The organism is Brevundimonas albigilva, assembly GCF_023503965.1.
Taxonomy (GTDB): domain Bacteria; phylum Pseudomonadota; class Alphaproteobacteria; order Caulobacterales; family Caulobacteraceae; genus Brevundimonas; species Brevundimonas albigilva.
The window spans coordinates 63,073-78,201 of the sequence record NZ_CP097298.1 but is presented as its reverse complement, the minus strand read 5'-3'; the positions used below and the strand labels follow the sequence as shown (position 1 = coordinate 78,201).

The 15,129-nt window shown below is 70.1% G+C and carries 13 protein-coding genes; 3 read left to right on the top strand and 10 right to left on the bottom strand.

Translation table 11 applies throughout. The features are described 5' to 3' along the window. Nucleotides 1-26 precede the first annotated feature (26 nt). The 3 genes from MU852_RS00405 to MU852_RS00395 are packed head-to-tail and all read right to left on the bottom strand — an operon-like array spanning nucleotide 27 to nucleotide 3,126. Nucleotides 27-305, bottom strand: coding sequence for a hypothetical protein (locus tag MU852_RS00405; protein ID WP_249750599.1), 279 nt, complete (start codon nucleotides 303-305; stop codon nucleotides 27-29). Between the two features lie 41 nt (nucleotides 306-346). Then, complete coding sequence (locus tag MU852_RS00400; protein ID WP_249750598.1) at nucleotides 347-910, bottom strand: GNAT family N-acetyltransferase; 564 nt, start codon at nucleotides 908-910, stop codon at nucleotides 347-349. Further along, nucleotides 907-3,126 carry a S9 family peptidase gene (locus MU852_RS00395; RefSeq protein WP_249750597.1) on the bottom strand — a complete coding sequence of 740 codons (2,220 nt, stop codon included), beginning with the start codon at nucleotides 3,124-3,126 and terminating at the stop codon, nucleotides 907-909. The genes MU852_RS00400 and MU852_RS00395 overlap by 4 nt, the downstream gene beginning before the upstream one ends. Nucleotides 3,127-3,198: 72 nt before the next feature. On the opposite strand from MU852_RS00395, the gene MU852_RS00390 reads away from it, so the two are divergent. Continuing rightward, nucleotides 3,199-4,005 (top strand): S1 family peptidase, encoded by an 807-nt coding sequence (locus tag MU852_RS00390; RefSeq protein WP_249750596.1) that lies wholly within the window; start codon nucleotides 3,199-3,201, stop codon nucleotides 4,003-4,005. Here the strand turns inward: MU852_RS00390 and MU852_RS00385 are convergent, their stop codons facing one another. Then, nucleotides 4,006-5,790, bottom strand: a complete 1,785-nt coding sequence (locus tag MU852_RS00385) for an acyl-CoA dehydrogenase (RefSeq protein ID WP_249750595.1) — start codon at nucleotides 5,788-5,790, stop codon at nucleotides 4,006-4,008. A gap of 117 nt (nucleotides 5,791-5,907) precedes the next feature. Here MU852_RS00385 and MU852_RS00380 point away from each other — a divergent pair, with 117 nt between their 5' ends. Beyond that, complete coding sequence (locus MU852_RS00380; protein ID WP_249750594.1) at nucleotides 5,908-6,459, top strand: cytochrome b; 552 nt, start codon at nucleotides 5,908-5,910, stop codon at nucleotides 6,457-6,459. Next, nucleotides 6,456-7,373 (top strand): L-threonylcarbamoyladenylate synthase, encoded by a 918-nt coding sequence (locus MU852_RS00375; RefSeq protein WP_249750593.1) that lies wholly within the window; start codon nucleotides 6,456-6,458, stop codon nucleotides 7,371-7,373. Before MU852_RS00380 ends, MU852_RS00375 begins: the two co-directional genes overlap by 4 nt. On the opposite strand, the gene MU852_RS00370 is transcribed toward MU852_RS00375, so the two are convergent. The 6 genes from MU852_RS00370 to MU852_RS00345 form a co-directional block, all read right to left on the bottom strand. Then, nucleotides 7,370-8,437, bottom strand: a complete 1,068-nt coding sequence (locus MU852_RS00370; protein ID WP_249750592.1) for a patatin-like phospholipase family protein — start codon at nucleotides 8,435-8,437, stop codon at nucleotides 7,370-7,372. The two genes, MU852_RS00375 and MU852_RS00370, sit on opposite strands and share 4 nt — an antisense overlap. Nucleotides 8,438-8,469: 32 nt before the next feature. Further along, nucleotides 8,470-9,327 (bottom strand): 3-hydroxybutyrate dehydrogenase, encoded by an 858-nt coding sequence (locus MU852_RS00365; protein WP_249750591.1) that lies wholly within the window; start codon nucleotides 9,325-9,327, stop codon nucleotides 8,470-8,472. Between the two features lie 53 nt (nucleotides 9,328-9,380). After that, entirely contained in the window at nucleotides 9,381-10,151 is a 771-nt protein-coding gene (yaaA, locus tag MU852_RS00360) for a peroxide stress protein YaaA (RefSeq protein WP_249750590.1), read from the bottom strand. Between the two features lie 92 nt (nucleotides 10,152-10,243). Continuing rightward, nucleotides 10,244-11,656: an FAD-binding oxidoreductase gene (locus MU852_RS00355; RefSeq protein ID WP_430641170.1), complete on the bottom strand. Its 1,413-nt coding sequence runs from the start codon at nucleotides 11,654-11,656 to the stop codon at nucleotides 10,244-10,246. Between the two features lie 49 nt (nucleotides 11,657-11,705). Continuing rightward, on the bottom strand, nucleotides 11,706-13,799 hold the full coding sequence (locus tag MU852_RS00350; RefSeq protein ID WP_249750589.1) for a DNA topoisomerase IV subunit B: 2,094 nt from the start codon (nucleotides 13,797-13,799) through the stop codon (nucleotides 11,706-11,708). Next, nucleotides 13,765-15,129: an O-antigen ligase family protein gene (locus tag MU852_RS00345; RefSeq protein WP_249750588.1), complete on the bottom strand. Its 1,365-nt coding sequence runs from the start codon at nucleotides 15,127-15,129 to the stop codon at nucleotides 13,765-13,767. The genes MU852_RS00350 and MU852_RS00345 overlap by 35 nt, the downstream gene beginning before the upstream one ends.

Genomic DNA, 15,129 nt, shown 5'->3' with positions numbered 1-15,129 from the left:
GAGGCGGGGCGGTCCGTGGTCCGGCGTCAGAAGACGGCCGGGGGCAGGGCGGCGGCGACGGGCTGACGGCGCGGCGTCAGGCCGGGCGAAGGCGCGTCGGCGGGTTCGAGGTCCAGCGGCGCGACGCAGGCGACGCAGCAGATCATCGCCTTCATCGCCATCGGCGCCTTGTCCGGCGCTCGTTCGCGATGTTCCTGCTGATGGCAGGGTGCGACCTCGCTCGGCGCCGCGATCGCGCCGAAGGCGCCAAGCGACAGCACCGCCAGGGCGCCGCAGACGGCCAGCAGGATCTGGATCGCTTTCACGCCCGAAGCATAGGCCGCGCGCCTCGGCGCCGCAATGACGCTTAGGACGCGGATTTGTCGATCAGGGGCAGGCCGGGCGCGTCCGGCGCGGTCCGCTCGCCCCGGCCCAACGCGCGCTGCATGAAGACGACGTCGCGCCAGTCGTCATGCTTCCAGCCCGCCGCGCGGAACAGTCCCGCTTCGGCGAAGCCGCGCGAGCGGTGCAGGGCGATGGAGCCCAGGTTCTCGGAATCGCCGATGACGGCGACCATCTGCCTCAGCCCCATCCGTTCGCAGCTGTCGATCAGCGCATCGAGCAGCCGTCCGGCCACGCCGCGCCCCCGCGCCTCGGGCGCCACATAGATCGAATCCTCGACCATGTAGCGATAGGCCTGCCGCGCCCTGAACGGTCCGGCGTAGGCATAGCCGACCACCACGCCGTCCAGTTCCGCGACCAGGGGCGGCAGGCCGAACGCGGCCACGGCGGCCAGGCGCCGCGCCATCTCGGCCTCGTCGGGCGGCTCCAGTTCGAACGTGCCCCGGCCGTTGGCCACGCTCTCGGCGTAGATGGCGGTGACGGCGGGCAGATCGCCCGCCGTCAGTTCACGCACGACAGGGTCGCTCAAGCCTGCTCCCAGCCCTTGTCGACGGCCCAGACGGCGAAGGCGTAGTCGTGGGCGACCTCCTTCAGATAGTCGAACCGCCCGGCCGCGCCGCCATGGCCGGCCTCCATGTTGATCTTAAGCAGCACCGGCTTGCCCGAGGTGGTCGCCGGACGCAGCTTGGCGACCCACTTCTCGGGCTCCCAGTAGGTGACGCGCGGATCGGACAGGCCGCCGGTGGCCAGCACCGCCGGATAGGCCTGCGGCTTCACCTGGTCATAGGGGCTGTAGCTCATCATGTAGTCGTAGGCCTCGGCGTCCTCGATCGGATTGCCCCATTCGGGCCATTCGGGCGGGGTGAGCGGCAGGGAGGTGTCGCTCATGGTGTTGATCACGTCGACGAAGGGCACCTGGCCGATCACGCCGGCCCACAGGTCGGGGCGCATGTTGTTTACCGCGCCCATCAGCATGCCGCCGGCCGACCCGCCCTGGGCGACGATGGCGCCGGCCGTCGCATACTTCCGCCCGATCAGGTGTTCAGCGGCGGCGATGAAGTCGGTGAAGGTGTTCTTCTTGGTCATCCGCCGCGCCGCCAGGAACCAGCCCCAGCCCTTGTCGGAGCCGCCCCGGATGTGGGCGATGGCGTAGATCCAGCCCCGGTCCACCAGCGACAGGCGGTTGGTCGAAAAGCTGGCCGGCATCGGAATGCCGTAGGAGCCGTAGCCATAGAGCAGCAGCGGCGCGGATCCGTCGACCGGCGTGGACTTTCGGCGCAGCACCGTCACGGGGACCAGTTCGCCGTCCGCGGCCGGGGCGTTCAGCCGCTCGACCACATAGTCGGCCGGGTCATGACCACTGGGCACCTCCTGCGTCTTGCGCAGGGTCCGCTCGCGGCTGGCCATGTCGTAGTCGAAGGTCTGGGTCGGCGTGGACGGCGAGTTGTAGGCGTAGCGGGTGATCGTGGTGTCGAACTCCGACGCCCCGGCCAGCGACAGGGCGAAGGCGGGCTCGTCCACGGCGATTTCGTGCTCGGCGCCGGCGCGGTCGCGGATGATGATGCGAGTGTTGGCGTCGGCCCGCTCCTGACGGGCCAGATGGCCCTTTGTCAGGTCCAGCCCCTCGATGAAGCGGCCCGGCGTATGGGGCACCAGATCCTTCCAGTTCGCCTTGCCCGGCGCCTCGGTCGGCGCCTCGACGATCTTGAAGTCGATGGCGTCGTCGGCGTTGGTGCGGATCACCCAGCGGTCGTCCCAGTGGTCGACGTCGTAGCGGGTGGCGACGACGCGGGGCTCCAGGATCACGGGCTCGGCTGTCGGCGTCGCCGCAGGGATGTAGCGCGCCTCGCTGGTTTCCTGGTTCTGGATGCCGATGACGATGAACTTGTCGTCGGCCGTGCGGCCCACGCCGATGAACATGCCGTCGTCGGCTTCCTCATAGACCAGTGTGGTCTCGCCGCCGCGCGCCGGGCGGCGGAAGATCTTGTCCGGGCGGCCGTTGTCGTCGCGGTTGGTCCAGAAGATCCACTGGCTGTCGGGCGAGAAGGCGAAGTCGCCCGTCGCGCTCTCGATCACGGCGGGCAGCACCTCGCCCGTCGCCAGGTCCTTGACGTAGATCTTGTGGACCTCGGACCCCTGCGCGTCCTCGGCGTAGGCGAACAGGGCGTGGTCGGGGCTGTGAGACGCGGCCGAGACTTCCGAATAGGCCTTGCCCTCGGCCAGCTCGTTGGCGTCGAGCAGAAGCTGGGGCGTGGGCGCCGCCACGAAATTCTTGGTCACCGGTCGGCCATCCGCCATCCACGCGCCCTGGCGTTCGACGCGCATGTAGCGGGGATGCTGGTCGCCGGTCCGGTACTCGACGTAATAGAGCCAGGGGCCGTCGCCCGACGGCACGGAGGAGTCGTCCTCCTTGATGCGGCCCCGCATCTCGGCGAACATCGTCTCCTGCAGCGGCAGGGTGGAGGCCATCATGGCCTCGCGATAGGCGTTCTCGGCGGTCAGATGCTCCTTGACCTCGGCCTTGATCAGGGTGGGGTCGCGTAGGACCGCCTGCCAATTGTCGTCCTTCATCCACTGGTAGTCGTCGGTGCGGGTGCGGCCCAGCTGCTCGATGACGACGGGGATTTTCTTGGCGACGGGCGGCTGAGGCATCGAGGCTCCGGACGATTGGCTGAGGGCGGCGCGGGGAAGGCCCGCGACCGCGGCTGCGGCGGCGGTCGAGGCGATCAGTTGACGGCGGTTCATGAGGCTCCCCCTGATTTGGTCGCGGACCTTGTGCGCGGGCGGCCCTCGGCGTCAAATGAAGAAACGCCCATCATGTTCGAGCCGCTGTTCCACGATCCGAGCCCTGACCCGACCGCCCTTGCCGGTTGGGACCTGTCGGTCGCCCTGATCAACGCCACCGTGCAGATCGACCAGCCGTCCGGCGAGGGGGTCAGGACGGTCGGCACCGGTTTCCTGCTGGACGCGCCCCGGACGGACGGGTCGCCCCGGACGGTGCTGGTCACCGCCGGCCACGTGCTGGACCGGATGCCCGCGAGCGAGGTGCGGATCGGCTGGCGCGTGCAGGCGCTGGAGGGCGACTGGCGGTTCGCGCCCCAGCCGCTCCAGGTCAGGGGCCCCGAAGACACGCCCCTGTGGACCACCCATCCGACCCAGGACATCGCCGTGATGGAGGTCGTGGCGCCGCGCATGTTCGCGCGCGCCGCCATACCGCTTGCCTGGCTGGCCGATGAGGACACGTTCGAGGAGGCCCGGGTCGGCGCCGGCGACGAACTGCTGTCGCTGGGCTATCCGCGCGGCCTGTCCGCCAATCGCGCCGGCTTTCCGATCCTGCGGGCCGGGCGGATCGCGTCGTGGCCGCTGACGCCGATCGCGGCGTTTCCCACCTTCCTTCTGGACTTCGCGGTCTTTCCGGGAAACTCGGGCGGGCCGGTGTTCTGGACGCCGACCGCGCGCCGCGCCGCCGGGGTCGACGCGCCCGATCACCCGTATGTCGCAGGCATCCTGGTCCAGGAGGTCGTGGTGGGCCAGGAACGGCTGGGGCTGGGCGTGGTGGCTCACGCCGCCTACATCCGCGAGGCCGTGGCCCTGCTGGACGCGCCGCCCCGCCCGGAGCCCTGATCAGCCGGCCAGGGCGTCCACCGACATCCGTTGCAGCACCTCGCCGCCCTGACCGACGGCGGCCAGCCGGCTGGAGACGTGCCCCAGAACATTGGCCGCGTAGATCTCATACAGGTCCAGCTTGCCCTGCAGCCAGGCGGGATCGCCGTCGCCGGCGTCCAGCCGCGCCTTGGCCGCCAGGGCGCCCTTGGCGACCATCCAGCCGCCGATGACGTCGCCCATCAGCTTCAGATAGGCGTCGGCGGCGGCCAGGACGTCGGCGACGGCGTCGGGGTCGGCCTTGCGGTCCAGCAGCCACAGGGTGGCGTCCTCCACCGCCTCGATGGCGGCGGCGAACCGCTCGACCGGCTTGCCGGCGTACAGGCGCGGCAACTGGGCCAGGGTGTCCTTCATCTCCGCGATGACGGCGCGCGCCGCCTCGCCGCCGTCCATCGACAGCTTGCGGCCGACCAAGTCCATCGCCTGGATGCCGTTGGTGCCCTCGTAGATCGGCGCGATGCGGGCGTCGCGATAGTGCTGGGCCGCGCCCGTCTCCTCGATGAAGCCCATGCCGCCGTGGACCTGAACGCCCAGGGAGGCGACCTCGCAGCCGACGTCGGTGGACCAGGCCTTGGCGATCGGCGTCAGCAGGTCCTCGCGCGCCTTCCAGCGCTTGCGGTCCTCGGCGTCGGCCGCGACGCGGGCCATGTCGGCGGCGACGGCGGTGGACAGGCAGATGCCGCGCGCGGCCGTGATCTTGGCCTTCATTACGGCCAGCATCCGGCGCACGTCGGGATGATCGAAGATCGGCGCGCCGGCTTCCCCGGTCCAGACCGAGCGCCCCTGGCGGCGGTCCAGCGCATAGGCCAGGGCCTGCTGATAGGCGCGCTCGGCGATGCCGACGCCTTCCACGCCGACGGCCAGGCGGGCGGCGTTCATCATGACGAACATGTGCGCCAGGCCCTGGTTCGGCTGGCCGACCAGTTCGGCGCGCGCGCCTTCGTAGGCCATGACGCAGGTGGGCGAGGCGTGGATGCCCAGCTTGTGCTCGACGCCCACCGGACGGAAGCTGTTGCGGTCGCCCAGCGCGCCGTCGTCGGCGACCTCGAACTTGGGCGCCAGGAACAGGCTGATGCCCTTGGGGCCGGCCGGGGCGTCGGGCAGGCGCGCCAGCACCAGATGCAGGATGTTGTCGACCGCGTCGTGGTCGCCCCAGGTGATGAAGATCTTCTGGCCGTTCAGCGCATAGGTCCCGTCGCCGTTCGGGGTGGCGGTGGCGGTCAGAGCGCCCAGGTCCGAGCCCGCGCCCGGCTCGGTCAGCACCATGGCGCCGGTCCATTCCCCGCTGACCAGCTTGCCGAGGTACTTCGCCTTCTGCGCCTCGGTCCCGACCTGCTCCAGCGCCTCGATGGCGGCCTGGGACAGCATGGGGCACAGGCCGAAGGCCATGTTGGCGGCGTGGACGGTCTCGAAGGCGGCCAGTTCCAGCGCCTTGGGCAGGCCCTGTCCGCCCGCATGGGCCGGCGCGGCCAGTCCGGTCCAGCCGCCGGCGGCGAACTGGCGATAGGCGTCGGCGAAGCCGGGGGCGGCGGTGACGGCGCCGTTGGCGTAGGTCGCGCCCTTCTGGTCGCCGATGCGGTTCAGCGGCGCCAGAACCTCCTCGGAAAACTGGCCCGCCGCCTCCAGAACCGCGCCCGCCACCTCGGCGTCGTAGTCGGGATAGGCGCCGGTCGCCTCCAGTTGCGGCATGTCGGCGACCGCTTGCAGGGTGAAGGCCAGGTCACGGACGGGGGCGCGATAGGTCATGGATTCCTCTGGATCTGTCCCGCACTAGGTGCCTCTCGTCGCCGGTTGTCGCAAGGCGCTTGGCGGGTCTGGTGCAGTCGGGGCACACTGGCGCCCTGCCGCCACGGAAGGGAAGTCATGGCCGAACCCCGGAACCGCTATTCCACCGTCTCGCTGATCCTGCACTGGGGGATCGCGGCCGCGGTGCTGGCTCAGATCCTGCTGGTGACGGCGCACGAGGCGACCGAGGGGCCGATCTCGCGGGAACTGATGAATCTGCACAAGTCGGTGGGCCTGACGATCCTGGTCCTGACGCTGGCGCGAATCGGCTGGCGGCTGGCCAATCCCGCCATCCCCCTGCCGTCCGCCGTGCCGCGTTGGCAGAAGGCGTTCGCCCGGGTCACCCATGTGTTGTTCTACGCCGCGCTGATCGTCATGCCTCTAACCGGCTGGCTGGCCTCATCCGCCGCCGGGCGCGACATCGTCTGGTTCGGCCTGTTCGACTGGCCGCTGCTGCCGGTGTCGGGCGGTCGGCAGGCGGCGCGCGGGTTCATGGAGGTTCACGGGCTGGTGGTGAAGGGCCTCTATGTGCTGATCGCCCTGCATGTCCTTGGCGCCCTGAAGCATCAGTTCGTCGATCGCGACAATGTGCTGCACCGGATGATCCCGCTGATCCCGCGACGGCCATGAGCGAGACGCCGGAACAGGCCGCCGAGGCCCTGAAGCGGGGCGCGCTGATCCTGCTGCCGACCGAAACCGTCTATGGGCTGGGGGCCGACGCTTCCGACCCCCGGGCCGTGGCGGCGATCTTCGAGGCCAAGGGAAGGCCGCGCTTCAACCCGCTGATCGCCCATGTCGCGGACGCCGCCGCCGCCGAGGCCGTCGGCGTGTTCGACGCGCGGGCGCGTCGGCTGGCCGACGCCTTCTGGCCCGGCCCGTTGACCCTGGTGACGCCGGTCAGGGACGCGCGCCGGGTCTGCGACCTGGCGCGGGCGGGCCTGGACAGCGTCGCCCTGCGCGTACCGGGCCACGCCAAGGCGCGCGCCGTCCTGTCGGCCTTCGGCGGTCCGGTCGTGGCCCCCTCGGCCAACCGTTCGGGACGGCCCAGCCCGACCACATTCCAGGACGCGGTGGAGGAGACCGGTTTCGCCGCCGCGGCGGCCGTGGACGGCGGACCCTGCGCGGTCGGGCTGGAAAGCACGGTCGTCTCGGTTCTGGACGGCCGCGTCGCCCTGCTGCGGCCCGGCGCCGTCACCCGCGCCGAGGTGGAGGCCCTGGCCGGGCCGCTGGACGACAGCGGGGAGGGGCATCGCTCGCCCGGCCGGCTGACCTTGCATTACGCCCCCGACGCCCCGGTGCGGATCGAGGTCGGGGGCGCCCGCGACGGCGAAATCCTGCTGGGGTTCGGGCCGGGCGTGGGCGACCCGCGCTGGAGCCTGAGCCCGACCGGCGACCTGCGCGAGGCGGCGGCCAATCTGTTTCGCCTGTTGCGGGACGCCGATCGCACCCGCCCGGCGGGCATCGCCGTGGCCCCCATTCCCCGCGACGGCCTGGGCGAGGCGATCAACGACCGGCTGCGGCGCGCCGCCGGCCACATCGGTTAGCCGAACCGCGCCTGCAGATCGACGCTGGCCCGAGCGCCGACGACGGGAAGACAGCTGTTCAGCCAGTCGTCGGCGGCGGCGCGGCCCCGCGCCTTCAGCTCGTTCAGGAAGGTCCATTCGGTGTTGAACTTGGACCGCAGCGACAGGTCGCTGAGCCAGCCGTCGGCCTCGATGGCGTGAAGGCGGACGTTGCGATACGGGCCGGCCTTCAGATGGCCCTGGGCCATCAGCTCCTCGGCCATGGCGATGGCGCGCAGTTCGGCGACCAGCGGCGCGTTGAAGACGATCTCGTTCAGCCGGTCGACGATGTCGCCCGCGCCCTTTGGCGTCTCGTCGCGCACCATCGGATTCAGCGTCACCAGCAGCACGTCGTCGGGCGTGTCGGCCCCGGTCAGGGGCCACAGCGGCGGGTTGGTCAAATAGCCGCCGTCCCAATAGGGCTCCCCGTCGATCTCGACCGCCTGGAACAGGTGGGGCAGGCAGGCGGAAGCCATCAGCACCTCGGTGGACATTTCCTCGGAGGCGAACAGCCGCGCCTTGGCCTGGCGGACGGCGGTGGCGGCGACGAATAGGCGCACCGGCGAGGCGCGCACGACCTCGAAATCGACCGCGGCCTTCAGCACCCGTTTCAGGGGATTGTGGTTCAGCGGATTGAATTCATAGGGGCTCATCGACAGGGCCAGCGTCTCGCCGGCCCGCCAGAAGGGCGTGTCCTTGATCCAGTCGGGCGGCTGGGCCGCGTTCCAGATGGCGCTGTCGCCGAAGACGTTGCGGCCGCCCGACTGGTTCACCTCGCGCCACAGCCGGTCCAGCGCGGCGCGGCCCGCGTCGGCTCCGCTGGCCAGGCCTGTGATCAGGGCGGCGCCGTTCATGGCTCCGGCCGAGACGCCCGACACGGCCCGGATGTCGAGGCGATCATCCTCCAAAAGCCGGTCGAGCACGCCCCACTGGAAGGCGCCGTGCGCCCCGCCGCCCTGGAGCGCCAGGCTGATCGGCTGTCGGCCCGACGGCAGGGCGGGGGCGGCGGCGGCGGGATCGGCGGCCCTGCGCTTGAAGATCGCCATACCGCCTCCTTCTGCGCCGCCCTGGCCGAGGGCTATTGCGCGGTCCAGCCGCCGTCGATGGAGAAACTGGCGCCGTTGGCCGAGGCGCCCAGGTCGCTGACCAGATAGAGGAACAGGCCGGTCAGTTCGTCGGTCGTGACGAAGCGCTTGGTCGGCTGGGCGGCCAGGATCACGTCGGTCAGGACCTGCTCCTTGGATATGCCGCGCGTGCGCGCCTGGTCGGCGATCTGTTTTTCCACGATCGGCGTCTCGACGAAGCCTGGGCAGATGGCGTTGCAGGTGATGTTGTCGCGCGCCAGCTCCAGCGCGGTGGTCTTGGTCAGGCCGATCACGCCGTGCTTGGCCGCGACATAGGCGGACTTGAACGGGCTGGCGACCAGGCCGTGGGCCGAGGCGATGTTGACGATCCGGCCGCGCCCCTGGGCCTTCATGATCGGGATGGCCGCCTTCGTCGCATAGAAGGCCGACGACAGGTTTATGGCGATGATCTGCTCCCACTTGTCGGCGGGAAACTTTTCGACGGCCTCGACGTGCTGGACGCCGGCGTTGTTGACCAGGATGTCCAGCCGGCCGAGCTCGTGCCGGGCGAAGGCGACCATGTCGGCGATCTCCTCGCCGCGCATCATGTTGGCCGGATGATAGCGCACGCGGCCCTTGGATCCCGCCTCCAGCGCCGCGCGGGTGCGTTCGATCTCGGCCGGGTCGCCCAGGCCGTTCAGCACCACGTCGCCGCCGCGCGCCGCGACCGCCCGCGCCAGGGCCAGGCCGATGCCGGAGGTCGAGCCGGTGACGACCGCGACCTGTCCCCGCAGATCGCCGATGTCGCGGAAGTCCGGGGCCTGCCCATGCGCGACGTTTCCGCCCTTTGACGCCTTAGGCCATTTGAACATGAATCCGCCCTCTGGTTCTTTGCGGCGAGACTAGCGGCAGGACGGCCGGGCGATCAAGAATTTCCCGACCTGATGAATATCCATTCGACGTCGGACGAGGCGGCCTTGTCGAATCGATAGCCGTCCCGGTCGAAAGCCTTCAGGTCCTCGGCGCGTTCCAGCCGCTCGTCGATGGCGAAGCGGGTCATGGCGCCGCGCGCCTTCTTGGCGAAGAAGGAGATGATGCGGCTTTCGCCGTCCTTCTCCTCGCGGAACTGCGGCGTGACGACCGGAAGCTTCAGCGCCTTGGCGTCGATCGCGCCGAAATATTCCTGGCTGGCCAGGTTCACCAGGGTCGGATCGGCCTGGCCCTGGGCGTCGGCGTTCAGTTGTTGCGACAGCCGGTCGCCCCAGAAGTCATACAGACTGGAGCCGCGCCGGGTCTTCAGCCGCGTGCCCATCTCCAGCCGATAGGGCTGGATGCGATCCAGCGGACGCAGCAGGCCATAAAAGCCCGACAGGATGCGGACGTGCGCCTGGGCGAACGCCAGGGCGTCGGGCGCCAGTTCGCGCGCCTTCAATCCCTCATAGACGTCGCCGGCGAAGGCGAAGGCGGCCTGGACGCCGTCGGTCGATTCCGGATCGAAGGCCTTGAAACGCTCTGCGTTCAGCTTGGCCAGGTCGTCGGAAATGCCCATCAGGCGGCGCAGGTCCGCGCGCGTCTGGCGTCGCGCGGTCTTGGACAGGCTGGCGGTGTCCTCGCGAAAACGGCGCTCCGACGCGGGCAGGGCCGGGTCGGCCTGGGTGAAGTCGAGCCGCTTGGCGGGGGACAGAACGATAAGCAAGAGCCAGCCTCCTGGAACCAAGGCGCCGACATAGGCCGCTTCGTTGACGATTTGAACCGGGCATGGGGCCGCGCCTTCGGCGCACGCCGCGTTCAGAACAGCACGGCCGGGTTCATGATCCGCCGGGGATCGAGGGCGCGGCGAAGGGCGGCCATGGTCTCGATCTCGACCGGCGACTTGTAGCGCTTGACCTCCTCGGACTTCAGCCGGCCCAGGCCGTGTTCGGCCGAGATCGAACCGTCGTAACGGGCCACCACGTCGTGGACGACCTGGGAGCCTTCCTTCCAGCGGCCGATAAAGGCGGGGATGTCCTGACCGACGCCCGGCAGGATGTCGTAGTGCAGATTGCCGTCGCCGACGTGGCCGAAGACCGAGATGCGGGCGCCGGGATGGAAGCGTTCGACGGCGGCCGAGGCCTCGTCGATGAAGTCGGCGATGCGGCTGATCGGCACCGAGACGTCGTGCTTCCAGCCGCCGCCCTCGGGCTTCAGGGCGGCCGAATGCTCCTCGCGCAGCCGCCAGAATTCGGCGCGTTGGGCGTCGTTCTGGGCGATGGCGGCGTCCGTGATCAGGCCTTCCTCGAAGGCGACCTCCAGCAGGGCCTGCATCTGGGCCTCGGCGCCGCCGGGCGTGCCCGAGGCGATCTCGATCAGGACGTACCAGTCGGGGGTCGAGTCCAGCGGTTCGCGGGTGTCGGGGATGTTCTTGAGCACCAGCGCCATGCCCAGGCGCTTCATCAGCTCGAAGGCCTCGACCCCGCCGCCGGTCTCGGCCTTGGCGCGGGCCAGCAGTTCGACCGAGGCGGCGGCCGTCTCCAGCCCGACGACCGCGACCGCGCGCGACCGCATGATCGGAAACAGCTTCAGCGTGGCGGCCGTGACGACGCCCAACGTGCCCTCGGCGCCGATCAGCAGCTGCTTCAGGTCATAGCCGGTGTTGTCCTTCCTGAGCCGCTTCAGGCCATTGAAGACCTGGCCGTTCGGCAAGACCGCCTCGATCCCCAGCACCAGGTCCCGCATCATACCGTAGCGCAGCACCTGGGTGCCGCCGGCGTTGGTGGAGATGACGCCGCCGATGGTGGCCGAGCCCTCGGCGGCCAGGCTGAGCGGAAAATAGCGGCCCGCCGCCGTCGCCGCCTGCTGCGCCTCCAGCAGGGTCAGGCCGGCCTCGACCGTCATGGCGTCGTCCAGCGGCGTGACGTCGCGGACGGCGCGCATCTTCCTCATCGACAGCAGCACTTCGCCGAACGGAATCTGTCCCCCGACCAGGCCGGTGCCGCCGCCCTGGGGCGTGATCGCCACGCCTTCGCGGGCGCAGATCGTCACGGCCCTGGCGACCTCCTCGGTCGACCGCGGCGTCAGCAGCAGCGGGGTGTTCCCGGTCCAGCGGTTGCGCCACTCGGTCAGGGCGGGCGCGATGACCTCCGGGTCCTGGGTCCAGCCGCCCGGACCCAGCGCGGCCTTCAGTTCGTCGAGAACGGCGGGGGAGGAGGCGGTCACGGTCATGCCCCCTTGTGTCAGGCGTCGCCGCGCGTTGGAAGGCCCCCGCGCGGTCTCAGACGTCCAGATCTTCCTTCGCGAACTGCGCATTCTCCTGGATGAACTGGAAGCGCGCCTCGGCCCGCTTGCCCATCAGGCGTTCGACCAGGTCCTCGATGCTGGCTTCGGCGTCCGGCACGGTGATCTTGGCCAGGGTGCGCTTCCTGGGGTCCATGGTGGTCTCCTTCAGCTGGGAGGCCATCATCTCGCCCAGGCCCTTGAAGCGGCCGATCTCGGTCTTCTTGCCCTTGAAGACGGTCGCCAGCAGCTCGTCGCGGTGGACGTCGTCGCGGGCGTATTCGCTCAAGGGACCGGCCGAAATCCGGTACAGCGGCGGCAGGGCCATGAAGACCCGGCCCTGGCGAATGGTCTCGGGCATGACGCGATAGAAGAAGGTGATCAGAAGCGCCGCGATGTGCGCCCCGTCCACGTCGGCGTCGGTCATGATGACGATCCGCTCGTAGCGCAGGTCGTCGATGTTGAAGCGGGCGCCGGGCTGGACGCCCAGGGCCAGGGTCAAGTCCGACAGTTCGGCGTTGGCGCGCAGCTTGTCGGCGGTGGCCGAGGCGACGTTCAGGATCTTGCCGCGCAGGGGCAGGATGGCCTGGGTCGTGCGGTCGCGCGCCTGCTTGGCCGAGCCGCCGGCCGAATCGCCCTCGACGATGAACAGCTCGGTGCCCTCGGCCGCCTGGCGGGAACAGTCCGACAGCTTGCCGGGCAGACGCAGCTTGCGGGTGGCGGCGGCGCGCTGGACCTCCTTGTCCTTGCGCCGGCGCAGGCGTTCCTCGGCCCTGTCGATGACGAAGCCGAGCAGGGTGTTGGCCTGTTTCGGGCTTTCGGTCAGCCAGTGGTCCAGCGGATCGCGGAGCAGCTGCTCGACCAGGCGCGCGCCCTCGGGCGAGGACAGGCGGTCCTTGGTCTGGCCCTGGAATTCGGGATTGCGGATGAAGACGCTGATCAGAGCGCCGGCGTTGGCGATGACGTCCTCGGCCGTGATGACGCCCGCGCGCTTCTCGTTGACCAGCTCGCCGTAAGCCTTCAGCCCCTTGACCAGGGCGGCGCGGAAGCCGGCCTCGTGCGTGCCGCCGTCGGGTGTGGAGACGGTGTTGCAATAGGACTGGATGAAGCCGTCCGCCTCACCGAAGCCGGCGGGCGACCACGTCACGGCCCATTCGAAGGCGCCCGCCTCGCCCTGGCGCTCGGCGCGGCCGGCGAAGACGGGGGTGACGGTCTCCATCTCGCCGATGCGATCGGACAGGGCGTCGGCCAGGCCGCCGGGGAAGTGCAGCGTCGCCTGGGCCGGGGTCGCGTCGGTGATCCGCTCGGGCGCGCAGGTCCATTTGATTTCGACGCCGCGGAACAGATAGGCCTTGGAGCGCGCCATGCGGAACAGGCGCGCTGGCTTGAAGGCCGCGCCGACGCCGAAGATCTGGTCGTCCGGCTTGAAGCGGATCAGGGTGCCGCGCTTCTTCGACGGCTGGACCTGCTGGATCGGGGCCAGGACGTGGCCGCGGCTGAAGGACTGCTTCCATTCGAAGCCGTCGCGCCAGACGGTGACGTCCAGATGCTCGCTCAGGGCGTTGACGACCGAGACGCCGACGCCGTGCAGACCGCCCGAGGTCTCGTAGGCCTTGCCCGAGAACTTGCCGCCCGAGTGGAGCACGGTCATGACCACTTCCAGCGCCGACTTGCCTGGATGCTTGGGGTGCGGATCGACCGGGATGCCGCGGCCGTCGTCGCGGACGGACAGATAGCCCTCGGCGTCCAGGTCGACGGTGATCAGCTTGGCGTGGCGGGCCACCGCCTCGTCCATCGCATTGTCCAGCACTTCGGCGAACAGATGGTGCAGGGCGCGTTCGTCGGTGCCGCCGATATACATGCCCGGCCGCTTGCGGACCGGTTCAAGCCCCTCCAGCACCTCGATGGACGAAGCGGAGTAGGCGCCGGGCGCGCCCGCGGTGGGGGCGGGATGCGGCGCGGGCGTCGGGGCCGGGGGCGCCTCTGGCGGCGTGACGGCGGCGGGCGCGACAGCAACAGGATGGGGCGGCTCGGGCCTTGCGGGCTCGGGCTGGGGATCAAAGGCGAACAGGTCGTCGGCGGGCTGGGCCATTCACATAGTCTGGAGCGATTCGGGGCCGGTTCTGGTAGGCCCGCACGGCGCGCGGGGCAAGCGGCGCCCGGACCGGGGCCGGCTCGAAGGTCACCGCCCGCGACAGGATGGCCAGCATCAACACCCAGGGCAGGTTGGCGTGGGTCATCAGCACGCTCTCGGACAGGCTCAGGGCGGTGAAGACGGCCAGATAGGCCAGGCTCCAATAGCCTTCGCGCGCGCCCATCCCGCCCAGGCGTGCGATGATCAACACGGCCGAGAGCGCCATCACGCCGCCGACCGCGAAGGCGCCGGGCCAGCCCAGTTGGACCAGCAGGTCGATCCAGCCGTTGTGGGCCGAAGGCACCGGCCACTGGGTCTCCAGGCGGATTTCCAGCGCCGGAATGGAATCCTCGCCCCAGAAGGCGCTGAAGCCGTAGCCCGTCCAGGGCCGTTCGGCGACCTTGCGCATCAGGGCCTCCCAGATCAGGGTGCGCCCGGTCAGGGACGGATCCTTGCCCAGAAGCGCCAGGATCACTGCTGAATCGGAGTTCCATATCCAGGCGCCCAAGGCCGAGACGACCACGCCCAGCCAGACGGCCGCGATGGTGATCGCGGCGCCGCCCTGGCGCAGGACCCACCAGCCCCCGACCAGGCCGACGCCCAGCATCCAGCACAGCAGGGACGTCTTGGACTGGGTTGCCAGCACCAGCAGGGTGCAGAGCGCGAAGGCCAGCACCGGGGCCCAGGGCCGCCGCGCGACGCCGGCGATCTGGTCCGCCGCCAGGGTCGCGGCGGCCGAGATGGCGCCGACGACCATCACCAGGCCCATCTGGTTCTTCTCGTACCACAGGCCCCGCCACAGGCCGGCGTTGTCGTACTGGTGAACCCCGATGCGGGGGAAGGCGAAGACCATGATCAGGCTGCCCACGGCCATGACCAGGCAAGTCCACATCAGCATTCGCGGCAGGGCCACGCCCCGGAAGACGCAGCCGACATAGACGGCGAAGGCGCTGTTGATGGCCATGGCGATGACCCGGCGTTGCGTCACCGCCGGGTCGATCGACCAGTATTTCGAGACATAGGCCAGGGCGATCAGGCCGAACAGCATCAACCAGGCCGGCCAGGCGCGGATCACCTTGTCGAAGCGGAAGGCGACCAGGCCGGCGGTGACCGCATAGACCGGAATCCAGATCAGCCGCAGAATCGGCGTCTCGCCCTGGTCGGGGGCTAGCACCGGGGCGATCAGGGCGCCGGTCAGCATGAAGACGACGAAGCCGGCCGCCAGCCGTTCCCACAGCGGCGGTTCCCCCTGGACGATCCCTGCGGACTGAAAACGATCGGCGGCCAC